Source organism: Pseudomonas sp. DR208 (assembly GCF_019823005.1).
In the GTDB taxonomy this organism is placed as follows: Bacteria; Pseudomonadota; Gammaproteobacteria; order Pseudomonadales; family Pseudomonadaceae; genus Aquipseudomonas; species Aquipseudomonas extremorientalis.
Genome location: NZ_CP081944.1, coordinates 4,894,106 through 4,916,666, shown reverse-complemented (window position 1 = coordinate 4,916,666; position 22,561 = coordinate 4,894,106). Strand labels below are relative to the sequence as shown.

Annotated in this window: 22 protein-coding genes, 1 tRNA gene and 1 pseudogene; 8 read left to right on the top strand and 16 right to left on the bottom strand. The window is 59.8% G+C overall.

Annotated elements, in window-relative coordinates:
- The first annotated feature begins 70 nt into the window (after window positions 1–70).
- A complete protein-coding gene (locus K5K89_RS22020) occupies window positions 71–784 on the top strand; it encodes an amidotransferase (protein WP_071491436.1) in 714 nt (237 codons plus the stop codon).
- Here K5K89_RS22020 and K5K89_RS22015 read toward each other — a convergent pair.
- The 3 genes from K5K89_RS22015 to K5K89_RS22005 all read right to left on the bottom strand — a co-directional run bounded on the left by K5K89_RS22015 (window position 781) and on the right by K5K89_RS22005 (window position 3,512).
- Window positions 781–1,752, bottom strand: coding sequence for a magnesium and cobalt transport protein CorA (locus K5K89_RS22015; protein ID WP_092242626.1), 972 nt, complete (start codon window positions 1,750–1,752; stop codon window positions 781–783). The genes K5K89_RS22020 and K5K89_RS22015 overlap by 4 nt on opposite strands.
- 132 nt (window positions 1,753–1,884) lie before the next feature.
- Window positions 1,885–2,607, bottom strand: coding sequence for a lysophospholipid acyltransferase family protein (locus K5K89_RS22010; protein WP_071491434.1), 723 nt, complete (start codon window positions 2,605–2,607; stop codon window positions 1,885–1,887).
- 212 nt (window positions 2,608–2,819) lie between these two features.
- Entirely contained in the window at window positions 2,820–3,512 is a 693-nt protein-coding gene (locus K5K89_RS22005) for a crotonase/enoyl-CoA hydratase family protein (protein ID WP_222540267.1), read from the bottom strand.
- 320 nt (window positions 3,513–3,832) lie between these two features.
- On the opposite strand from K5K89_RS22005, the gene K5K89_RS22000 reads away from it, so the two are divergent.
- Window positions 3,833–3,922: transfer RNA gene (locus K5K89_RS22000), tRNA-Ser, on the top strand.
- A 162-nt stretch (window positions 3,923–4,084) separates the two neighbouring features.
- Here K5K89_RS22000 and K5K89_RS21995 read toward each other — a convergent pair.
- From K5K89_RS21995 to K5K89_RS21985, 3 genes are all read right to left on the bottom strand, one after another.
- On the bottom strand, window positions 4,085–5,581 hold the full coding sequence (locus K5K89_RS21995; RefSeq protein WP_222540266.1) for a trypsin-like serine peptidase: 1,497 nt from the start codon (window positions 5,579–5,581) through the stop codon (window positions 4,085–4,087).
- A 145-nt stretch (window positions 5,582–5,726) separates the two neighbouring features.
- On the bottom strand, window positions 5,727–6,305 hold the full coding sequence (locus tag K5K89_RS21990; protein WP_222540265.1) for a DUF4337 domain-containing protein: 579 nt from the start codon (window positions 6,303–6,305) through the stop codon (window positions 5,727–5,729).
- Between the two features lie 54 nt (window positions 6,306–6,359).
- On the bottom strand, window positions 6,360–7,244 hold the full coding sequence (locus tag K5K89_RS21985; protein ID WP_071491430.1) for a LysR family transcriptional regulator: 885 nt from the start codon (window positions 7,242–7,244) through the stop codon (window positions 6,360–6,362).
- Window positions 7,245–7,337: 93 nt separating this feature from the next.
- Here K5K89_RS21985 and K5K89_RS21980 point away from each other — a divergent pair, with 93 nt between their 5' ends.
- The gene (locus K5K89_RS21980) at window positions 7,338–8,306 is read left to right on the top strand and encodes an NAD(P)H-binding protein (protein WP_222540264.1); all 969 of its coding nucleotides are present in this window, start codon (window positions 7,338–7,340) and stop codon (window positions 8,304–8,306) included.
- 125 nt (window positions 8,307–8,431) lie between these two features.
- Here K5K89_RS21980 and K5K89_RS21975 read toward each other — a convergent pair whose 3' ends face one another.
- Window positions 8,432–8,788 (bottom strand): helix-turn-helix domain-containing protein, encoded by a 357-nt coding sequence (locus tag K5K89_RS21975; protein WP_071491428.1) that lies wholly within the window; start codon window positions 8,786–8,788, stop codon window positions 8,432–8,434.
- Window positions 8,742–8,993 (bottom strand): annotated as a pseudogene (locus K5K89_RS21970) (type II toxin-antitoxin system RelE family toxin); the annotation flags it as partial. The pseudogene K5K89_RS21970 and the gene K5K89_RS21975, both read right to left, overlap by 47 nt.
- A 257-nt stretch (window positions 8,994–9,250) precedes the next feature.
- Here K5K89_RS21970 and K5K89_RS21965 point away from each other — a divergent pair.
- The gene (locus tag K5K89_RS21965; RefSeq protein WP_071491427.1) at window positions 9,251–9,940 is read left to right on the top strand and encodes an HAD-IA family hydrolase; all 690 of its coding nucleotides are present in this window, start codon (window positions 9,251–9,253) and stop codon (window positions 9,938–9,940) included.
- 85 nt (window positions 9,941–10,025) lie between these two features.
- Here K5K89_RS21965 and K5K89_RS21960 read toward each other — a convergent pair whose 3' ends face one another.
- Complete coding sequence (locus tag K5K89_RS21960; RefSeq protein WP_222540263.1) at window positions 10,026–10,772, bottom strand: 3-oxoacyl-ACP reductase family protein; 747 nt, start codon at window positions 10,770–10,772, stop codon at window positions 10,026–10,028.
- Between the two features lie 125 nt (window positions 10,773–10,897).
- Between K5K89_RS21960 and K5K89_RS21955 the strand changes: the two genes are divergently transcribed.
- Window positions 10,898–11,827 (top strand): LysR family transcriptional regulator, encoded by a 930-nt coding sequence (locus K5K89_RS21955; protein ID WP_071491426.1) that lies wholly within the window; start codon window positions 10,898–10,900, stop codon window positions 11,825–11,827.
- On the opposite strand, the gene K5K89_RS21950 is transcribed toward K5K89_RS21955, so the two are convergent.
- The 3 genes from K5K89_RS21950 to K5K89_RS21940 all read right to left on the bottom strand — a co-directional run bounded on the left by K5K89_RS21950 (window position 11,808) and on the right by K5K89_RS21940 (window position 15,266).
- Window positions 11,808–12,524, bottom strand: coding sequence for an aspartate/glutamate racemase family protein (locus tag K5K89_RS21950; protein WP_071491425.1), 717 nt, complete (start codon window positions 12,522–12,524; stop codon window positions 11,808–11,810). The two genes, K5K89_RS21955 and K5K89_RS21950, sit on opposite strands and share 20 nt — an antisense overlap.
- A 13-nt stretch (window positions 12,525–12,537) precedes the next feature.
- Window positions 12,538–14,064 carry an NCS1 family nucleobase:cation symporter-1 gene (locus K5K89_RS21945; RefSeq protein WP_222540262.1) on the bottom strand — a complete coding sequence of 509 codons (1,527 nt, stop codon included), beginning with the start codon at window positions 14,062–14,064 and terminating at the stop codon, window positions 12,538–12,540.
- 467 nt (window positions 14,065–14,531) lie between these two features.
- Complete coding sequence (locus K5K89_RS21940; RefSeq protein WP_071493897.1) at window positions 14,532–15,266, bottom strand: phosphoadenylyl-sulfate reductase; 735 nt, start codon at window positions 15,264–15,266, stop codon at window positions 14,532–14,534.
- Window positions 15,267–15,418: 152 nt separating this feature from the next.
- Here K5K89_RS21940 and thrH point away from each other — a divergent pair, with 152 nt between their 5' ends.
- Window positions 15,419–16,036: a bifunctional phosphoserine phosphatase/homoserine phosphotransferase ThrH gene (gene thrH, locus K5K89_RS21935; protein WP_222540261.1), complete on the top strand. Its 618-nt coding sequence runs from the start codon at window positions 15,419–15,421 to the stop codon at window positions 16,034–16,036.
- Between the two features lie 123 nt (window positions 16,037–16,159).
- Here thrH and pabB read toward each other — a convergent pair whose 3' ends face one another.
- The 4 genes from pabB to K5K89_RS21915 form a co-directional block, all read right to left on the bottom strand.
- Entirely contained in the window at window positions 16,160–17,503 is a 1,344-nt protein-coding gene (gene pabB, locus K5K89_RS21930) for an aminodeoxychorismate synthase component I (RefSeq protein ID WP_222540260.1), read from the bottom strand.
- A gap of 99 nt (window positions 17,504–17,602) precedes the next feature.
- Entirely contained in the window at window positions 17,603–18,589 is a 987-nt protein-coding gene (locus tag K5K89_RS21925; RefSeq protein WP_071491420.1) for an alpha-L-glutamate ligase-like protein, read from the bottom strand.
- Window positions 18,589–20,121 carry an inactive transglutaminase family protein gene (locus K5K89_RS21920; protein ID WP_222540259.1) on the bottom strand — a complete coding sequence of 511 codons (1,533 nt, stop codon included), beginning with the start codon at window positions 20,119–20,121 and terminating at the stop codon, window positions 18,589–18,591. The genes K5K89_RS21925 and K5K89_RS21920 overlap by 1 nt, the downstream gene beginning before the upstream one ends.
- 5 nt (window positions 20,122–20,126) lie before the next feature.
- Entirely contained in the window at window positions 20,127–20,663 is a 537-nt protein-coding gene (locus tag K5K89_RS21915; RefSeq protein WP_058427391.1) for an ATP-dependent zinc protease, read from the bottom strand.
- A gap of 270 nt (window positions 20,664–20,933) precedes the next feature.
- Here K5K89_RS21915 and K5K89_RS21910 point away from each other — a divergent pair, with 270 nt between their 5' ends.
- Window positions 20,934–21,644 (top strand): GntR family transcriptional regulator, encoded by a 711-nt coding sequence (locus K5K89_RS21910; protein ID WP_058427390.1) that lies wholly within the window; start codon window positions 20,934–20,936, stop codon window positions 21,642–21,644.
- On the top strand, window positions 21,644–22,537 hold the full coding sequence (gene prpB, locus K5K89_RS21905) for a methylisocitrate lyase (RefSeq protein ID WP_222540258.1): 894 nt from the start codon (window positions 21,644–21,646) through the stop codon (window positions 22,535–22,537). The genes K5K89_RS21910 and prpB overlap by 1 nt, the downstream gene beginning before the upstream one ends.
- Window positions 22,538–22,561: the final 24 nt, after the last annotated feature.

The window sequence follows — 22,561 nt, the reverse complement described above, 5'->3', positions numbered from 1 at the left end:
CCTTGAAGGGGTATTTCAAGGCAGGCTCTGGGGGTGTGCAATATTCCCATCACCGTGTCAGGTATTTTTTATGTCGCTACGCGTCTGTATCCTGGAAACCGATATCCTGCGTCCAGGCTTGATCGATCAATACCAAGGGTACGGGCAGATGTTCAAGCGCCTGTTCGCCAAGCAGCCGATTCCCGCCGAGTTCGTGGTGTACAACGTGGTGAACGGTGAATACCCCTCGGACGACGAAGTCTTCGACGCGTACCTGGTCACCGGCAGCAAAGCCGACTCCTTCGGCACTGACCCATGGATCCAGACCCTCAAGACCTACCTGCTCGACCGTTACGAGCGTGGCGACAAGCTGCTCGGCATCTGCTTCGGTCATCAGTTGCTGGCACTGTTGCTGGGCGGCAAGACCGAGCGCGCCGGCCAGGGCTGGGGCATGGGCATTCACGACTACCAACTGGATGCCAAGGCCCCGTGGATGAGCCCTGAAGTACCGGAATTGACCCTATTGATCAGCCATCAGGACCAGGTCACCACGTTGCCGGAGAATGCCACGGTCATCGCCTCCAGCGCTTTTTGCCCGTTCGCGGCGTACCACATCGGTGACCAGGTGCTGTGTTTCCAGGGCCACCCGGAATTTGTCCATGATTATTCTCGCGAGTTGCTGGAGATTCTCCAGACAACCCTGGGCGAAAAAGTCTATACGAACGGCGTGGCCAGCCTTGAGCGCGACCACCACGGTGCAACCGTGGCGGAATGGATGATGCGGTTTGTGGCGCACAAATCCTAAAGCCAACCCGACCGTTTGAAACTGGCCCACAATGCCGTGCAACCCGTCGCAATAAACCCGAGTACCGCAAAGTAGCCGTAGTGCCATTGCAGCTCGGGCATGTTCTGGAAGTTCATCCCGTAAATCCCCGCCACTGCGGTGGGGAACGCCAGGATCGCCGCCCATGCGGCAAACTTGCGCTGCACCACGCTCTGGCGCGAAGCCTCCAATAACACACCGATTTCGATGGTCTGGCTGGCGATATCGCGCAGGGTGGTCAGGTCTTCCATCTGCCGCGTCACATGAATCTGCACGTCACGGAAATACGGGCGCATGTTCTTGTCGATGAACGGGAAGCTGAGCTTCTGCAGCTCCTGGCTGATCTCCACCATCGGCGCCACATAACGCTTGAGTCGCAACACGTCGCGGCGCAGGCCATGGATCTTCTGGATATCCCGCTCGCTCAGCGAACTGCACAACACGTTGCGCTCCAGCTCATCGATCTCGGCATGGATCGCTTCGCTCACCGGCTGGTAGTTTTCGGTAACGAAATCCAGCAGCGCATACAGTACGAAATCTTCCCCATGCTCCAGCAACAGCGGCCGCGCCTCACAACGCTGGCGCACAAAGCCGTAGGACGCCGAGTGCCCATTGCGCGCGGTGATGATGTAGCCGTTGCCGGCAAAGATATGCGTCTCGATAAACTCCAGCTTGCCGTTCTCGCGCACCGGCGAGTAGGTGACGATAAACAGCGCATCGCCAAAGGTTTCCAGCTTGGGGCGGCTGTGTTTTTCCAGGGCGTCTTCGATGGCCAGTTCATGCAGGTTGAACTGGCGTTGCAGGTTGGCCAGCTCCCGGGCGTCGGGTTCTTCCAGGCCTATCCATACAAAGTGATCGGGTTTGGCGGCCCAGGCCGCGCCTTCATCGAGGGTGATATCCGTGACTTTCTTACCGGCGCTGTAGACGGCGGCCGCAACAACTCTACCCATGGTGCTGATCGCTTCTTATTGGGAGGACAAGTGTTGGGCAGCTTAGCCTGAATGGCGTTCCGTCGTTGCGTCGAGCTTTTTGTAGTGAGCGAGCTTGCTCGCGCTGGGGTGCGAAGCGCCTTCAAGCGGTGTTCAGGCTGCCCGCAACTCGCGGTCCATCTCGTCAATACAGGCTTGCATCTGCGCATGACACGCCTGCATCAACGCCGGGATGTCATCCGAGGTCAGGCCAACGGTAGGAATTGGCGGCAGCGACCGTATGAGCACATCCCCACTGTTCCAGCGATTGAGCTGCATCTGCGTGACGTAATTGCTGACACACACCTGCACAATCGGCACACCCGCCGCAATCGCCATATGGAACGCACCTTTCTTGAACGGCAGCAATCCTTTGCCCAGGTTGCGCGTGCCTTCCGGGAACACCCAGATCGAGGTGTCTTCATGCTGCAACGTGTGGGTGGTGGTGAGCATCGCGCGGCGTGCCTTGTGCGCATTGCCCCGGTCAATCAACACATTGCCCGCCAGCCAGAACAACTGGCCGAACAGCGGCACCCACTTCAAGCTTTTCTTGGCGATGCACACCGTGCGGTGGGGCACCACGGTGCCGAACACAAACAGGTCATAGTTGGACTGGTGGTTGGCGATGATCACGCAGGTGCCGGGCTTGTTGCGCAGTGAGTCCACATCGGCCTTCACGTTGAGCCGCAGGATCCACATGGCCGGCACCGCGTACAGGCGTGCGCACAGGCGACTGTTGTCCGGGTTGAACGGCCGGCACACACCAACCAGCACGCCGAGCACGCCGGCAAGCATAAAGTGCAGGCTCATCAACAACATACGCAACAGGAAAAGCATCGACACGGCCTACCGGGACAAAAGTTGGCGCAGTGTACGGTTGTGCACTGTATTCGGCAATTATCCCGGTAGAGGTAGGAGATAGCCGATGTTTAAGCGCATGTTTCAACATCTGTCGATACAGGCAAGCTAGAGCGGCTGAAGATGATTCGGAATTGGTTGTAAGAAAAAGCCCGACGCAAGGTCGGGCTTCGGTGTATCAGGCGTAGGGATTAACTCAGGATATGCCCCTGGTCCTGGATGATGGCGTCGTCCAAGGCTTCCAACAGTTCTTTACGGACTTTCAACTTGGTGTGCTTGTGGGCGTTCATGTTGAGCTTCTTCAACTGACGCGCCGCTTCCAGCGCCGCCGCGTGCAGCTCTTCCGGTGCCACCACCTTGTCGAGGAAGCCCGCTTGCAACGCGCCCTGCGGGTCAAACATCTCGGCATTGATCACCGAACGATGGAACGCCGACTTGCGCAGGCGATCCCGCGCCAACTCGATACCGGCGTGGTGCATGGTCATGCCAATCGCCACCTCGTTCAGGCCAATGCTGAACGGGCCTTCCACGCCAATCCGATAATCCGCCGACAACAGCAGGAAAGCACCCTTGGCCACCGCATGGCCAGGGCACGCCACAATCACCGGGAACGGGTGCGACAACAGGCGACGCGCCAACGTCGAACCGGACGTCACCAGGCTGATCGCCTCTTTAGGGCTGGCGGTCATCACCTTCAAATCATAACCACCCGACAAAATCCCCGGCGTACCGGTGATCACCACCACCGCCCGGTCCTTCTCCGCCTGGTCCAGCGCTTCATTAAACGCACTGACCACCGCCGGAGAAATGGCATTCACCTTGCCGTTGCTCAAGGTCAGGGTCGCGATACCGTCTTCGAGGTGGTAGGCAATCAACTCACTCATGACGCGGTTCCTTGTAGGACTTGTTATAGAAGAATGCAGCAGACGTTACCCACCACGCCCGCCCCGGTAAAGCGCTGTGACTGACTGGCCAGTCAGGGTTTTCCCCTGCACAGCGCATCGGAATGCCTGGGGCAGGGCACAATCGCCACCCCAGACACCTACCGCCAATGCCTGAGAATGGCACAATCAACGCCCCTTGCCGGGCGGTGAGCGGCATAACCGGCTAAGCGCATGAATATTCTGAAAAAAACCTTTGCCATCAGAAAGGCTTTCGACTACATTAGCGCGCCTCGACAGACTGAACTGGTTTGACGAGATACGGTGAAGTGTCCGAGTGGCTTAAGGAGCACGCCTGGAAAGTGTGTATACAAGAAATTGTATCGAGAGTTCGAATCTCTCCTTCACCGCCAAATTCTTGAAGAAATCCCGCGAGTTAGACGCTCTGCGGGATTTTTTTTGCTCTCGATTTCGCAGCCTACCCCCATCTGTGCCCCGGTCGAGTGGTGCCTTTTGGGCATTGCCTATTCTCATACCCGAATTTCATCAAAGGTTGCTGAAAAGGGCTTGCTGCCTCACCTGGCATGATGCTGCGAACGAACCGTTGCGCTTTCGATCATGTCTGTGCGAATGGCTGACGGTTGCCCAACACTGTTGCGTGCATAGCTGCATAACGTGACCGGCAGCTCTGCTATTTCCAGGAAAATGCCATCCATGGCCAGGGTGTAGCGTTCATCGTCAATATCGCCACAGGTGGTCCTGCTCGCCGAATGCACGCTGTAGTAGTAATGCTGGCTAAAACCGCTGTGCTGGTTTTCCCAGGCGATGTGATAGCGGTGCTTGATCTGCGGTGCCGGTGCGGGGTTGGTCAGGAAGACCGAATGGGTGAATACATTACGCAGGAGTGCTTCGGTCAGCGGTTGCTCGGCCTTTTGCACGCCGAGTATGCACAGCACATGCGGCCCCAGCACTGGGCCGATGGACTGGTTGATGTACGCCTCGTCAGAGGCGGCGGCGACTTGGTAGCCGTGGGGGCGTGCGCAATCGTTGATGTCATTTACGGCCTTGAATCGGTAGAACGGCTCCTGGATCGAGAATCTCAGGTTCCAGGTTGGACGGATTATTTGGCCGGCGGCATCACGTTGTAAATGCACATACGGCTTCAGGTTCCATGGTTCGTCCAGCGTGATTTCAACGGCCTTGAGCTGGCAGGTCGGGGTGTCATTACGGAACACACCGTCTACAAAGCAGTAGTACAAGTGGTTGGCAGGATAGCTGTAGTTGAATTTGGCGGCTTCACACACCGAGTTGTTCTGACAGCTATTGAGAATGTCCTTCTGAATGGCGGATGCGACCTTGCTGATGATACTGGTGATTTCATTGGTATTCCGGTCCAGCATCGGACTGCCGGAGCTGCCTGGGCGCAGACCGTTGCAGCGGTTGCGCAAGGCGTTGGGGAACACACCGGGTTGTTCGGCAAAACTGTTGATAGTCGACTCCACGCAGGCGCTCATGCGTAGTCCCTTTTTCAGGAACCCGGTCGGCGCACCCACATTGATCACTTCTCGATCCGACGTGTGACGTTGAGATGCCAGCCTGAGTGGCATGATCCCGCTGGCCACCAGCGCGGCCAGTGACGTATCCAGTTCGAGCACGGCTAAATCGGTGCCCGCCATGCTGCTCCAATGTGCTGTTTTGACGGCGTAGGTGACATGCCGTTCAGGTGTGTCATGAAAGTAATTGAAGGTGACATCGGCGGTGAACGCCCGGCGCAGGAGCGCCGTACCGTAGCTGAAGAACACGCAGTGCCCGCTGGTCAGCACATAAGCCGGGCCGGTGGCCTTGCCCCGGCGATCATGAGTGTCAAGCAAAACGGCATTGCAGGTCTGGCCTAAGGCGTTTTTCAGTGAACCGATGCCGGTCCATTGCGGGTAACGGTGGTGTTTATTCTCAAGTGCCATGGACGGTGACTGTTCGGTAAGTCCTTCGGCCAGGTCTCTGGCGTGGCTGGGCCAGACGATGCTGAGCAACAGGAGATACAGGAAAACGCAAGCGCTGTGAGTACGTGACATAAGGGGGCCCGACAAGGAAGTCATTGATTGGCTGAAACTACCCAATCAGGCCATGGCAAACGCCATACAGGACTATTGCGTGAGCCCTTGAGAGAAGGTGCTGATCCCAGTGATCATGGCGTCACCACCTTTTGACTGCATCGTCTCAGATATGCAGCCACGCCAGGCTGCCCAGCACCACCGCGACACCCGCCGCTGTATACGACAGGCGCTTCAACCAGTCCCGCCTGGTCAGCAAGGTGATCGCCGCCAATGAAATCGCGATCTGAATCGCGGTCATCGCCTGGGCCCAGCGATGGTGCTGGTGCAGCGCCTGTTCCGACTTTTCATCCCATTGCTTTGACGTGGCCTCAAGCTTTTCGGCCTGTTTGCGCACGTCTTCCTTCTGGCTTCTGTAGCGCTCTATCTCTTCCTTGTAATGCACCGCGTCCACGCCGGGAATGTGGGTGGCCAGTTCTGCCAGGTTTTGCCGGCTGGATTTGGCCTGGTAGTAGTTCCACTGGTTGGCGGCTTCGGTCTTGAAGATGGCGGCGTTGTTCTTGTCCATTGCCGCTTCGCTTTCGGTGGAGCCGGCCTGGTAGCTGAGCATGGCGCCGAGGGTGGCCATGAGGGCGGTCATCACGGCGATGCGGCTGGCGAAGGTGTCACCACGGCCGTGGGCATGTTCGGTGGTGTGTTCGATGTGTTTTTCGTGGGGGCTGGGGACTTCGAAGGCTTCGGACATAGGGGCGTCTGTGAAGGGACTGAGGGAGTCTGATTCTTCACCAGTGAAGCTGTCTCAATCCTGTACGTAACGCTGCAAACCTTCCACCAGGGCGTCGAACATCACGCGGCAGCGCGGGCTGTTGCGCAGGTCTTCGTGCATGGTCACCCAGGTGTCCAGCTTGAGTGCAAAGCCTTCTGGCAGGACCCGGCGCAGGCAGGGATCGCGCTTGGCCAGTTGGACCTGGCAGCCGCCGATACCGGCACCGGCGCGGATCAGTGCCAACTGTGCCAGGTCGCTGTCGCTGCTGAGGGCGAAGGCGCTACGCTCGAAGCCCTTGATGGCCAGGCTGCGGATAAATGCGTTTTCCTGGTCGAAACCGATCACTGAGTGGCCGGCCAGGTCCTGCATCAACAGGGGCGTGCCGTGTTGCTGCAGGTAATCGTCGCGGGCATGCAGGCCGACTTCGATCAAGCCGATGCGTCGCGCCAGCAGTTGCTCCTGGCTGGGGCGGACCATGCGCACGGCGATGTCGGCTTCCAGTTGCAACAGGTCGCTCAGGCGGTTGGTCAGCACCAGTTCGACCTTGAGGTGCGGGTGTGCCTGGCGCACTTGCGTGAGGATCGGCGGCAGCACTTCCACGCCGATCACTTCGCTGGCGGACACGCGCACCACGCCGCGCACTTCATCACCCTGGGCAGACGCTGCACGCTCAAGTGCCGCCGCTGTGCGTTCCATGGTTTCGGCGTGGGCGCGCAGGGTCCGGGCTACCGCCGTGGGCAACAAGCCGCTCGGTGAACGGGTAAACAGCACCACGCCCAGCGCCGTTTCCAGCGCGGCAATGTGCCGGCCGACCGTGGGCTGTGTAATGCCGAGTTGCCGTGCGGCTCCCGACAACGATCCTTCTCGGAATACGCCGAGGAACGACCGGTAAAGCTCCCAACCAATATTCGTTGCCATGCATAAATGTATAGCGCTTTGGCGATCTTCGACAATTCCTCTATAGCGCCGGCACGCAGAAAATGTCCCCATCAACCCCTGTGGGAGAGTGTGATGAACAAAGTTTTGGTGTTGGGTGCAACCGGTGGCATTGGTGGCGAAGTTGCACGGCAGCTGCTGGCGGCGGGTTGGCAGGTGCGCGCGTTGACCCGTGATGCCGACAAGGCCCGTGGCCAGAACGCCGCATTTGACTGGCTTGAGGGTGATGCACTCAACCGCGATGACGTACTTGCTGCAGCCCGAGGCTGTGAAGTGATCGTGCACGCGGTCAACCCGCCGGGCTATCGGCACTGGGCCGAGCGGGTGCTGCCGATGATCGACAACACCATCGCGGCGGCCGTTGCGGAAGGCGCCACCATTGTGTTGCCCGGTACCGTCTACAACTTTGGGCCGGACGCGTTTCCCGTACTGCACGAAGACTCCCCTCAACACCCGCAAACCCGCAAGGGCGCGATCCGTGTGCAACTGGAGCAGCGTTTATACGAAGCTTCAGGCAACGGGGCGAGGGTGCTGATCGTGCGCGCCGGTGACTTTTTCGGCGCGCAGGCGGCCAACAGCTGGTTTTCCCAGGGCTTGGTCAAACCTGGCAACATTGTGCGCAGCATCAATTATCCGGGGGCGCCAGGTGTTGCCCATCAATGGGCGTACCTGCCCGATGTGGCGCGTACGATGGTTGAACTGCTGGAGCGCCGTGAAACCCTGCAGGCGTTCGCGCGTTTTCATATGGCGGGGCAGGTGGACACGGATGGCACACAGCTGAGCCGGGCGATCCAGCGCGTGGTGCTGCGTAGGACGGGGCAACAGCCGGTCGTCAGGATGTTCCCCTGGTGGCTGCTGAAAATAGCTTCGCCCTTTGTCGCCACCTTCCGTGAAATGCTGGAGATGCGTTACCTGTGGCAAACCCCTGTACTGCTCGATAACACGCGGCTGGTTGCGGTACTGGGCGCTGAACCTTGCACGCCGCTGGATGAAGCGGTGGAGACGACCCTGGCCGGCATGGGTTGCCTGCGTCGGGCAGTGTGAAGTTTGGCTCAAAGTGGCCTGTGGCACGCCCTCTACGGCACTGGCCCATGCGCGGATCCAGGTGGAAGCCTTGAGCAAGGGCTGCAATGGGTGGGCTGGGGGCGCGGATTTTCCAGAGTTACGCTTTATAGCTCCAGTTGACTGGCGTTGATGCCGAAGGCCTTGGCAATTTTTTCCCGCGTTGCACGGCGAGGTTTGTTCACCGACTCTTGTTGGGCAAATGCGGATTGGGAAATGCCCAGGCGTTTGGCAACCTCTTCCTGGGTCAGGTTCAGGTGTTCGCGCCATGCACGGATAGGGGTTGCCCCATCCACCAGGCGGCTTACCACCGCATGGGGAATCAGATTTGGATCGTTCTGCCGGGCCAGATAATGTTCATAGGGAATCACCACAAAGGCTGGCTTGCCCTCCGTATTGTGGATGATCTGTACGGCAGTAGGTTCGCTCGTCACGCTTCTTGACCTCTTCAATGCTGACCACATGGATATCGCGATCCCAATCGAAAAGGACTCGGTAATTACCCACGCGCAAGCGATAACCATGGGGGTAATTGACCAATGCCTTGACGTTGGCTGCCTCGGGCATGCGCTCAAGCGCTGACACCGCATCGCGTACCTGTTGCTGATGATACGTATGCAACCGAAGCAGTTGCTTTACGGATTTTCTAGTCCAGTGGATGGAGTTCATTGGAAGATTAATAAGTCTTTTATAAGGTTATCAAGCGATATTTTCAGACGCCGGCCAGTGGCGGTTCGCGCTGCCCTCACAAACCGTAGACGGTCGCCGCACACACCGACCGGTATAACTGTTGCCAGTTATGAGGCACTGATATGAAGGGCCATCAACTCGGGAATCGAATCGATACAAAGTCATGGCGGTTGCCTGCATGGGACCCGCACCGCTATTGTGCTGAATCCTTTTAGTCTTTCCCTTGGGTTGTCGTGATGAATGCACCGCGTACCGCAGTCGGTCCGATCAAGGCCGTGATTTTCGATATGGACGGGTTGTTGCTGGACACGGAAGGCATCTACACAGAAGTCACGCAAATCATCGCCGAACGCTACGGTCGCATCTACGATTGGGGCATCAAGCAGCACATCATCGGGCGTGGTGCCCAGGACCTGGCGGACTACGTGGTGAAGGCGCTGGACCTGCCGATCACACCGGCTCAATTCCTGGAGATCCGCGAACCGCTGATGAGCGAGCGTTTCCCCAAGGCCTTGGGCATGCCCGGCGCCGAAGCCTTGGTGCGGCACTTGAAGGCGCACAATATCCCGATTGCCGTGGGCACCAGTTCGTCGCGCAATTCGTTTGGCCACAAGACCACCCTGCACCGCGAATGGTTTGGCCTGTTCGACACCATCGTCACCGCTGACGACCCGGAAGTGGGCGCCGCCAAACCCGCGCCAGACATCTTCCTCACCGCCGCCCGCCGCCTGGGCGTTGCGCCCGAGGATTGCCTGGTGTTCGAAGACTCACCCTTCGGCGTCACTGCTGCCAAAGCTGCCCATATGACCGCCATCGCCGTGCCGGATGAAGCCATGGCCGACAGCAAGTACCACCACGCCGACCAGATCATCCGCAAGCTCGCGGACTTTGACCTGGCGGCCTACGGCCTGCCACCTCGAACCTGATTGATCGCGGTTGAAAATGTGGGAGGGGCGGTGCGACGATTCGGCTTGCCCCCTCCCACATTTGATTGGCAGTGTTCAGGAAGCCTTAGGCGCTGAAGCCTCCATCGATGGTCAAGCTTGCACCGGTGATATAGCCCGCTTCCGGTCCTGCAAGGTAAGCCACAAAACTGGCAATCTCCTCCACATGCCCATACCGCCCCACCGCCATCAACCCAATCAGACTCTCGGCAAAATCACTGTTGGCCGGGTTCATATCGGTGTCCACCGGCCCAGGTTGCACGTTGTTGATGGTGATCCCCCGTGGCCCCAGATCCCGCGCCAGGCCCTTGGTCAAGCCCACCAGCGCTGCCTTGCTCATCGCATATGGGCCACCGCCACCAAACGGCATGCGTTCGGCATTGGTGCTGCCGATATTGATCACGCGGCCGCCTTCACCCATATGCCTGGCCGCTTCCTGGGTTGCGATAAACACGCTGCGTACGTTGATTGCCAGGGTCTGGTCAAAGTCTTCCAGCTTGAAGTCCTCCAGCGGCGCGATGGCCAGTACGCCGGCGTTGTTCACCAGGATATCCAGGCGCCCAAAGGCTTCGACGGTGGCGTTGACCGCATTGCGTATCGCATCGGCACTGGCGCTGTCGGCATGGATCGCCAGGGCTTTGCCGCCTTCGCTGATCACGCTGTTCTGCAGTTCTTCGGCCTTGGCGGCCGAGCTGACGTAGGTAAAGGCAACGGCTGCGCCCTGTGCGGCAAGATGTTTGACGATGGCGGCGCCGATGCCGCGAGAACCGCCTTGAATCAAGGCGACTTTGCCGCTGAGGTTTTGTGTGGTCATGTCGATCTCCAAGCTGTTCAAGGCGGGATGCCTTGTTGTTGGAACCGAGTATCGACCTCGCCAGCCCCTCCCGGTAGACCAGGATTGCTATAGTCTGTGTAAACCAAAAGTTTAGAGTGGTCGATATGGAAAGCTTTGGCAGTATCGAATGTTTCGTGCGCAGCGCCGAAGGTGGCAGCTTTGCCGAAGCGGCGCGGCACCTGAGCCTGACACCGGCGGCGGTGGGCAAAAGTGTCGCCAAGCTCGAAGCGCGTTTGGGCGTACGCCTGTTCCAGCGCAGCACTCGGCGCCTCACCCTCACTGAAGCCGGCAAGCTGTTCCTCGAAGAGGTCAGCGGCAGCCTTACCACCATCCAGAACGCCGTGGCCAACCTGGCCAGCGCTGAAGGGCGGCCGGTGGGCACGTTGAAAGTGAGCATGGGTACGGTGTTTGGCAATCGCTACGTGGTGCCGCTATTGGGCGTGTTCATGCGCCGCTTCCCGGACATCAGCCCGGACTGGCATTTCGATAACCGCCAGGTCGACTTGATCGGCCAGGGTTTCGATGCTGCCATCGGTGGTGGCTTCGAGCTGCCCCAGGGGGTGGTGGCGCGCAAGTTGACCCCGGCCCATCGCGTGCTGGTGGCGTCACCGGACTACCTGGCGCAGCGTCCCCCGGTGCGGGCGCCCGAAGACCTGGCGCATTGCCACGGGATTCTCATCCGTTCACCGCAGACCGGACGCGTGCGCTCCTGGCAATTGACCAGTACCGAGCGTGAACACCGCCCGCTGGTGCTTAGACCGAGCATGACCATGAGCGATTCCGAAGCCGCCTGCTGCGCCAGCGCCCAAGGCCTGGGCGTCGCCTTGGTGAGCATGCCTATGGCCGTGCCATTCCTGGACAGCGGTGCGGTGGTGCGGGTGCTGCCCGACTGGTACGTCGACGACGGCAACATCTCCATCTACTACGCCGAACACAAACTGCTGCCCGGCAAGACCCGCGCGTTTGTGGATTTCATCATCGAGCAATTCGCCGAGCAGCAGTTGAACCAACGCTTCAGCGCGGCCAACCGATGACTTTTTTCGCCCTTGGCGTTGCGTAAGTCCTGATCTTCGACGTCGACAACCCCAGCCGCACCAGCGACTCGGCAATGGTCACCGCCGCTGTCACCCCATCCACCACCGGCACACCGGTGCGCTGGCGAATCTGCTCATCCAGCCCGGCCATGCCGCCACAGCCCAGGCAGATCACCTCGGCCTTGTCTTCGCTGATGGCCAGTTCCGCCTGGCGCACGATGGCCTCCATCGCTGCCAGCGGGTTTTCTTCCAACTCCAGCACCGCCATGCCACTGGCGCGCACCGAGGCGCAGCGCTGGTACAGGCCAGCCAGTTTCAGGCGGTCTTCGATCAGCGGCACCGTGCGGTCCAGGGTCGTCACTACCGAGTAGGCGTGACCCAGGAACATCGCCGTGCTGGCGGCGGCTTCGGTGATGTCCACCACCGGCACGTTGAGCAATTCCTGCAAGCCTTCACGACCATGCTCGCCGTACCCGGCCTGGATCACTGCATCAAACGGCTGGTCATAGGCCATCACCCGGTCCATCACCGCGATGGCCGCCAGATAGCTTTCAAAGTTGCCCTCCACCGATTCGGCGCCGAAGTACGGCGTGAGCCCGACAATCTCGGTGCCCGGCGCAGCCACGGCGCGCGCCTGCTGGGCGATGGTTTCAGTGATGGATTCGGTGGTGTTGACGTTGACCACGAGGATACGCATGGAAGGTCCTTGATTAATGACTGACGTTATCGACGGCAATGCTTTCGCCGCTGACATCGGCGTAGAACGGCTGGCGCTTGGCGATCAGCAAGTACAACAGCCCTGCAATACCGGCGCCAAACATCCAGGAAAACGGTGACACGTTGGCAAAACCCGGTAACAAGGCCAGGAGAATGGCGATCACCGCCGCAGGAATAAACGCTGCCACCGCACGCAAATTGACTCCACGGCTGTAGTAATAAACGCCGCGCGGGTCTTCGCTGTACAACTGCGGCACGTCCACCTGGCTTTTACGGATCAACCAGTAATCGACCATGATCACCCCATACAGTGGCCCCAACAGCGCGCCCAGGCCGGACAGGAAGTACACGATCACCAGGGGGCTGTTGTAGAGGTTCCACGGCAGGATCAGCACCGCCACGGTGGCGCTGATCAACCCGGCGCGACGGAAGTTCAGGTACTTGGGCGCCAGGTTGCTCAGCACAAAGGCCGGCGCGACAAAGTTGGCCATGATGTTCACCGCCACGGTGACGATCAGGAACGCCAGGCAGCCCAGCACCAGGAAGAAGGTATTCGGGATGGCCGCGATGATCTCGGTCGGGCTTTCGATCACTCGGCCATTGAGCTGGAATTGCCCGCCGCACAGCAGCACGGTGATCGCGGCAAACACCAGGATATTCACTGGCAGGCCCCAGAAATTACCCACCTGAATGGTCTTGCGGCACGGCGAGGAGCGGGCGAAGTCACAGAAATTGAGGATCAGCGTGCCGTAGATCGCCAGCCACAGCGCGCCGCCGGCAAAGATATTGCGCCACATCTCGCCGCCGCTCAGCGGCTCGCGGATCGACCAGGCGATGGTCCCGCCGGTCTGGAAATACATCCAACCGGCCAACGACGCCACGGTGAGTAAAATCACCGGCCCGGCGAAGCCTTCGTAGCGGCGTACCATTTCCATGCCGTAGGCCAGGATCACCAATTGCACCAGCCAGATTGCCACGAAACACACCCAGCCGAGGGACGACAGGCCCAGGATCGAATTGTGGTCGTATTCGGCAAAGCCTGGATGAATCGCCGTCAGCAACACGCGGAAAACCACCGAGGCCAGGTAGGTCTGGATACCGAACCAGGCAATCGCAATCACTGCGCGGATCAACGCCGGAATCTGCGCGCCATGAATGCCGAAGCTGATACGGCTGATCACTGGAAACGGCACACCGGTCTTTTGCCCCATATAGCCCGACAAGTTCATGAAGAAGTACACCAGCGCGGCACCGATGCCGAGAGACAACAGAATCTGCCAGCCGCCCAGGCCCAGTGCATACAAGCCAATGGCAAACGAGTAGTTGGCGATGTTGTGTACGTCATTGGTCCACAGCGCAAAGATGCTATAGCGACCCCAGCGCCGGCCTTCAACCTTGGTGGGCGCCAGGTCCTTGTTGTGCAGGCGTGGGCTCAGCACCAGAGGGCCGGGCTCGATGGCTTCGGGCTTCAGGGAGGAGGGCAGATCCAGTGCGATATTATTCGAGAGGCTTGTACGCATTCCGGCAGGCTCCAGCACATCGGCAGCCAGGCCGCAGATGGCAAAGTGTATGTAGGTTTTGTATTTATTGTATACAAAGCTTGTTTTGCCTTAAGCCACTTGCGTGCCAGTTTTTGATCTATGAAAACCTGTGGTAATTTCGTTTTTATAGGTTTATTGAATAACTAGCTGAATTTAAAGCGATATAAATTGACCGTTTGAACAGTTATTTATTTTTTGGTAGGAACCGGGCTATTTGTAAAGACAAAAGGCAGGAGGGGAGAGGTGTTACGTAATGGTGCGCAACAAGATGGATTGCACACATAAATGGCACCGATGGTTACATATGTGTGTACACGTTCAGTGGCTAACATAACTCAAATGTGGGAGGGGGCTTGCCCCCGATTGCGGAGTGTCAGTCACTATTGACCTGGCTGACCCACCGCTATCGGGGGCAAGCCCCCTTCCACATTTTTTACAGCGCAACTTCAGGCCTTGCTGATGATATTGCCCGCATGCAACCCGCATTCCTTCTGCGTGGCTTCCTCCCACCACCAGCGACCTTCACGCTCATGCTGGTTCGGCAACACCGGGCGGGTGCAGGGCTCGCAGCCGATGCTGATAAAGCCGCGCTCATGCAGGCTGTTGTAAGGCAGCTCCAGCATGCGGATGTAACCCCAGACTTCCTCACTGGTCATCTGCGCCAGCGGGTTGAACTTGTACAGGGTGCGTTCCGGGGTAGAGAAGGCCGTGTCGATTTCCAGCGCCGCTACCTGGCTGCGGGTGCCGGGGCTCTGGTCGCGGCGCTGGCCGGTGGCCCAGGCAGTGACGCCGGCGAGTTTACGGCGCAGCGGTTCGATCTTGCGCACGCCGCAGCATTCGCCGTGGCCGTCCTTATAGAAGCTGAACAGGCCTTTCTCTTTGACGAAGGGTTCCAGCTTGCTCTGGTCCGGCGAGATCAACTCGATATCGATCTTGTAGAACTCGCGCACCTGCTCGATGAACCGATAGGTCTCCGGGTGCAAGCGCCCGGTGTCGAGGCTGAACACCTTGACGTTCTTGTTCAGCTTCCAGGCCATGTCTACCAGCACCACGTCCTCGGCGCCGCTGAAGGAAATCCACAGGTCATCACCGAACTGGCTGAACGCCAGCTTGAGAATGTCCTGGGCGGATTTGTTGGCATAAGTCGCGGCGAGTTCAGCGACGTCGAAGGCTTGGTTCATCAGGACGGTTCCTACAGGTCAGTGGCGCTGAGCGCTCTATAGGGGAGCGATGGTATCAAAATCCGCCCTGCGTTGCGGCGGCGAGCATGAATCGCTAGAGTTCGGCAGTCCTTTTGCTCGCTCAACCAACAACATCTATAGGGGAGTGTCTTGTGGAAATTGCCTGTCTCGACCTGGAAGGGGTACTGGTTCCGGAAATCTGGATCGCCTTCGCCGAAAAAACCGGTATTGAATCCCTGCGCGCCACCACCCGGGACATTCCCGACTACGACGTTCTGATGAAGCAGCGCCTGCGCATCCTCGACGAGCACGGGCTCAAGCTTGGCGATATCCAGGCGGTGATCGCCACCCTCAAACCGCTGGATGGCGCCATCGAGTTCGTCAATTGGCTGCGCGAGCGCTTCCAGGTGGTGATCCTGTCCGACACCTTCTACGAATTCTCCCAGCCGCTGATGCGTCAGCTGGGTTTCCCGACCCTGCTGTGCCACCGTCTGATCACCGACGAGAGCGATCGCGTGGTCGGTTACCAACTGCGCCAGAAAGATCCGAAGCGCCAGTCGGTATTGGCCTTCAAGAGCCTGTACTACCGCGTGATCGCCGCCGGCGACTCCTACAACGACACCACCATGCTGGGCGAAGCCGACCGTGGGATTCTGTTCCATGCGCCGGAGAATGTGATCCGCGAGTTCCCGCAGTTCCCGGCGGTGCACACGTTTGAGGCGTTGAAGCAGGAATTTATCAAGGCGTCGAATCGGTCGTTGAGCCTGTAAGGCTTTCAGCGCGGCTGATGGCCTCTTCGCAGGCAAGCCAGCTCCCACACTTGACCGAGTTCCATCATGAGAATGCAGTCAAATGTGGGAGCGGGCTTGCCCGCGAAGAGGCCAGCCCAGTCACTACAAACCGTCCAGTGTCTCCAACAACACCCGCACCTTCGTCAGCGACTCCTGGTACTCCGCCTCCCATTCCGAGTCCGCGACAATCCCGCCGCCGCCCCAGCAACAAACCTGGCCATCCTTCACCAGCAAACTGCGAATGGCGATGGAACTGTCCATCTCGCCGCGCACATCCAGATACACCAGCGAGCCGCAGTACAACCCACGGCGAGTCGGCTCCAGCTCGTCGATGATCTGCATCGCGCGGATCTTCGGCGCGCCGGTGATGGAGCCGCCGGGGAAGCTGCCGGCGATCAGGTCGAGCGCGTCCTTGCCGTCGGCCAGCTCGCCGATGACGCTGCTCACCAGGTGGTGCACGTTGGGGTAGCTTTCCAGGCTGAACAGCTCCGGCACGCTGACCGAGCCGGTGCGGCAGGTGCGCCCCAGGTCGTTGCGCAGCAGGTCGACAATCATCAGGTTTTCGGCGCGGTCCTTGGTGCTGGCCAGCAGTTCGGCGGCGTTGGCGGCGTCTTCCTCAGGCGTCAGGCCGCGTGGGCGGGTGCCTTTGATGGGGCGGGTTTCGACCTGGCGTTTGCTGATGTGCACGAAACGCTCTGGCGACAGGCTCAGCACCGCGCCGTCGTCCGGCAGGCTCTGGAACCCGGAGAACGGCGTCGGGCAGGCTTCGCGCAGGGCGCAGTAAGCGACCCATGGATCGCCGATGCACGGGGCCCGGAAACGCTGGGCAAAGTTCACTTGGTAGCAGTCGCCGGCCTGGATGTAATCCTGGATGCGCACGATAGCCTGGCGGTAGGCCTCGGCGGTGAGGTCCGGCGCCATGGGACCGTTCAACTTGAAGATTGCCGCGCTGTCGGCGACCGGCTGGCCGAACAGAGCGATCAAGCGTTGCTGCTCGCTATCGGCCAGTGTCGGATGAAACACGAGCTGGCTGGTCTGCGCCTGATGATCACTGATCAATGCCCAGGCATACAGCCCGAAGCGCGCATCCGGCAGGTGCAGGTCATCCACGGCGAGGTGCGGCATGTGCTCCAGGTGTCGGCCAAAGTCATAGCTCAGGTAACCGATCAACCCACCGGCAAACGGCAGCTCATAACCAGCAGGCAGATCCGCCTCGCCCAACTGCGTAAGATTTGCACGCAAGCGTTGCAGGAAATCACTGCCGCTTTCGTCGTGCGATACCGTCAATGTCGTTTGTGGCCACGCGCTCAACAGGTCATACCGTCCGCGCTCGGCTGCCGGTCGGCCGCTGTCCAGCAGCACTGCGCCAGGCGCATGGCGAATCGCCGCGAAATACTCGGCGGGGTTGGCCCGGTAGGGCAGCGGGTGTACGGAGCAGGTCAACATGCGGGGTGGATCAGCCATTGGCGCGGGGGAGGGGATTGTAGTCCCCCGTAGGATTTGCTCCTAGGGGGGATGTCGGGGATAGACAGATTGAAGACCTGATCAGCCTTCGACGGGGGGAATATGTCCAAACATTTCCTGCACGAACTTCACCCGTTCTTCCGGGGTTTCTGTCACGCCAGCGGCGTTCAGCGCTTCCAACCGTGCTTCCACCGCATGGGTGCGCAGGGTCAGGCCGCAGTCATTGGCAATCTGGATATTCAGCCCAGGCCGCGCATTCAGTTCCAGGATCAACGGGCCTTTTTCCTGGTCCAGCACCATGTCCACGCCGATATAGCCCAGCCCGCACAGCTCATAGCAGCCGGCGGCGAGCTTCATGAAACCGTCCCAGTTGGGCAGCTGCACGCCATCCACCGCATTGGTGGTGTCGGGGTGTTTGGTAATGATGTTGTTCAGCCAGGTGCCGCGCAGGGTCAGGCCGGTGGCGAGGTCCACGCCGACGCCAATTGCACCCTGGTGCAGGTTGGCCTTGCCGCCCGACTGGCGGGTCGGCAAGCGCAGCATCGCCATCACCGGGTAGCCCATCAGCACGATGATGCGAATGTCCGGCACGCCTTCATAGCTGATGCTCTTGAAGATCTGGTCGGGCACCACACGGTATTCGATCAACGCACGATCACGGTGGCCGCCCAGGGAATACAGGCCAGTGAGGATGCTGGAAATCTGATGCTCGATCTCTTCATGGCTGATGATCTTGCCCGACACCGTGCGATAGCGCCCTTCAAAGCGGTCGGCGACCACCAGGATGCCGTCCCCGCCGGCGCCCTGGGCCGGCTTGATCACGAAGTCGCTGCGCCCGCCGATGATCTCGTCGAGCTTGTCGATTTCTTTCTCGGTGCTGATCACCCCGTACATTTCCGGTACATGGATGCCGGCCGCCAGCGCGCGCTCCTTGGTGATGATCTTGTCATCCACGATCGGGTACAGGCTGCGCTTGTTGTACTTGAGCACGTAGTCGGCGTTACGCCGGTTGATGCCCATGATCCCGCGCGCTTCCAGGGCTTTCCAGGTCTTCCAGAAACCGAACATTACCGGTCAGCCTTCAAGAACGCCTTGAAACGCACCAGCTCGGTCAGGCGGTAACCGCGATAACGCCCCATGGCCAGCATGAACCCCACCAGGATCAGCAGGATCGCCGGGAAGGTGAACACGAAGTAGATCAGCTCCGGCACGCTCATGATCAGGTGCGCCAGGGACGCCGCGAACAGCGTACCAATCGCCACTTTCAGCGCATGGTTGGCGCCGCGTTCCTCCCAGGTGATGGACAGGCGTTCGATGGTCATGGTCAGGATCACCATGGGGAACAGCGCCACCGACAACCCGCGCTCCAGCCCCAGCTTATGGCTGAACAGGCTGATGGCCGCAATCAGCACCACGACGAAGGTCAGCACCACCGACAACCTTGGCAGCATCTGCAATTTCAGGTGTTCCAGGTACGACCTGAGGGACAGCCCCAGCGCCGTGATAATCGTAAACAGCGCAATCCCGAAGCCCAGCTGCGTCTCGCGGAACGCCAGGGCGATCAGCACCGGGGTGAACGTGCCGAGTGTCTGCAGGCCGATCAGGTTGCGCAGGATAAGGATCACCAGCACGCCAATCGGGATCATCACCATGATCATGAAGGTCTGCTGGGTTTGCAGCGGCAGGCCGTACAGCGAGTATTCGAGGAAGTTGGCGTCGGTGTTCTCGTCGGTCAGCTTGGCCAGGCGAATCGCGTTCATCTCGCTGTTGTTCAGGCTGAAGGTCACCATGGCCTTTTTGCCGCCCTCGACGGTGATCAGGTTTTCATCACCGGTCCACCACAGCAGGCGGTCGGCGGGCAGGCCCTGTTCGCCGGTTTCCGGGTTGAAGTACAACCAGTCATTGCCGTTGAAGCTGCGCAACCACAGTTCCGGGGTTTGCGGCTGGTCGGCGACCAGGCGGATGGTGTGGACCTTTTCCACCGGCACGTGGGCGATGGACAGCAGCAGTTCGACGATCTTGGCCTTGTGTGGCGTCGAAGGGTCGCCCGCCAGCAGCAGTTTCACATTGTCGTCGTTGAGGTTGTTGGTGCGTTTGATCGCTTCGGTGATAAACGTCTCGACGTCGGCCGAGTGCTGGCGGATAGGCGCCAGCAGGGCTTCGGCGGCAATCTTTTCCGGGCCTTCCACGGCGATGCTGTCGCGGAAGGTGGGGCCTTTGACCTTGACCTTCTCGCCGCTGTAGCGCTTGGTCAGCACCAGGCGGTAGTACAGGGTCTGGTTACCCTTGGCGCGGCGCGCCGACCAGGTGACCTTGCGGTTGCCGTCGATGCGGTTGACGCTCACCCCGTAGTTATTCGAGATGAAGCTTTCGTTGAGGCTGACGAAGTCGCGGCTCAGGGGCGGCACGAACATCTGGATCTTCACCGGGTCTTTCGGGTTGGCGACGAACTCGACCTTGGCGTCGATGTTCCACAAGTCGTCGGTGGCGTCCTCGGTGACGGGGATCCCCAGCACGAAGATCTGATAAGCGGTGACCGAAATACCCAAAACCACCAGGATGGTGATCAGGATCTTCAGGTGCAGGGTCAGAGAGCGCATTCGGTTTACTCGGCGGTATGAGCGTCGGCGGCGCAGGCGGGTTTGCCTGCTGCGTATTTAAGACTGGGGTCGACCAGCGCATCAAAGCGTTTCAGCGCTTCGGAGCCGATCAGCAGCGGGTATTGGAATGCGCTGCGGTCAGTCAAGTTCACTTCGATGCTGCGTAAAGCAGTGCCCATGCAGATATCCAGGGCAATCACCGGACGGGCGGTGTAGTTCTTGTCCTCATCGGGGTCGTAGTCACCGGCGCGGCGCTTGATCTTGCTGACGCGGGCCAGGGGACGCTCGATGGGATGGGAATGGGCGGTGTCGATGGCCAGGTAGAAGCGCACCCAGGATTCGCCGTTGCGCTTGAAGCGCTTGATATCACGGGCACTGAGCGAGGCGGTCTTGGCACCGGTATCCAGTTTGGCGGCGACTTCCAGGTCGATACCGGCCAACTGGGCGTATTCGTTGAGGCCATACACGGTCTTCTCGGCGGCAGCGCCGAGGCTGGGTGCGGTCAACAGGCACATCAATAGAAGGAAGGGTTTGAGTCTCATAGATCCCGAGGCGGCAGTGCGATGTTCAATTCAAGGCGACTGGCATTGCTGCGCAAACTCCCTCGTACGCCGTTTCATCCAATGATGTCAGGCAAAAGTGCCGGGCATTCTAACATGATGCTTTTTTGGCGCCAGCGCTGGCAGGCGGCCATGCCCTGCTAGGGTGCAACCCTGGTTATTAGACGATTGTCGACAATGTGTATTTATTCTTTGACTATCCTGGGCTGATTGGCTAGTTTTTGCGGCATTGCTTTCAAAGGTGTCGACAATATGCTGGATCAGCTGGAATCCCCAGTAGTGGCGCAAGACGATTCCCAGACCATGTCCGAGAACGTCTTCCGGCGTATCCAGGCCGCCATCGTCAAGGGCGAGATCGCCCCGGGCAGCAAGATCTCCGAGCCGGAGCTGGCGCGCACCTACGGCATCAGCCGTGGCCCGCTGCGTGAGGCGATCCACCGTCTGGAAGGCCAGCGCCTGCTGGTGCGCGTGCCTCACGTCGGCGCGCGGGTGGTGTCGTTGAGCCACGACGAACTGATCGAACTCTATGAAATCCGCGAATCCCTCGAAGGCATGGCTTGTCGCCTGGCCGCCGAGCGCATGACCGACGCGGAAATCGAAGAATTGCGCCAAGTGCTGCACACCCACGAGCGCGACGAAGCCTTCCAGGCCGGCCTGGGCTATTACCAGCAGGAGGGCGACTTCGACTTCCATTACCGGATCATCCAGGGCGCCGGCAACCGCACCCTGACCCAGATGCTCTGCGGCGAGCTGTACCAATTGGTGCGTATGTACCGCATCCAGTTTTCCGCCACCCCCAATCGTCCGCGCCAGGCCTTTGCCGAGCACCACCGCATTCTCGACGCGATTGCCGATCGCGACGGTGAACTGGCCGAACTGTTGATGCGCCGGCATATCGGCGCATCCAAACGCAACATTGCCCGTCACTTCCCGGACGGCACTCCCCCATCACGAGGTGAATGATGAGTTCCAATAACAAGACGACTCCCGGCCAGCGTTTCCGTGACGCGGTCGCCAGTGAACACCCGCTGCAGGTGGTGGGTGCGATCAACGCCAACCACGCACTGCTGGCCAAGCGCGCCGGGTTCAAGGCGATCTACCTGTCGGGTGGCGGGGTGGCGGCTGGCTCCCTCGGTGTGCCGGACCTGGGCATCACCGGCCTGGACGATGTGCTGACCGACGTACGCCGCATCACCGACGTGTGCGACCTGCCGCTGCTGGTGGACGTGGACACCGGCTTCGGCTCCTCGGCATTCAATGTGGCACGCACCGTCAAGTCGATGATCAAGTTCGGCGCGGCCGCCATCCATATCGAAGATCAGGTCGGCGCCAAGCGTTGCGGTCATCGCCCGAACAAGGAAATCGTGTCCCAGCAGGAAATGGTCGACCGTATCAAGGCCGCCGTGGATGCGCGCACCGATGACAGCTTCGTGGTCATGGCGCGTACCGATGCGCTGGCGGTCGAAGGCCTGGAGTCCGCGCTGGAACGTGCCGCCGCCTGCATCGAGGCCGGCGCCGACATGGTGTTCCCGGAAGCCATCACCGAGCTGGAGATGTACAAACTGTTCGCCTCCCGCGTGAAAGCGCCGATCCTGGCCAACATCACCGAGTTCGGCGCCACGCCGCTGTACACCACCGAACAGTTGAAATCTGCCGATGTTTCCATCGTGCTGTACCCGCTTTCGGCCTTCCGCGCCATGAACAAGGCCGCCGAGAATGTCTATACCGCGATCCGTCGCGACGGTACCCAACAGAACGTGATCGACACCATGCAGACCCGCATGGAGCTTTACGATCGCATCGACTACCACACCTTCGAGCAGAAGCTCGACGCGCTGTTTGCCGCGAAAAAATAACCCGGCGCACTCCCAAATAAATTC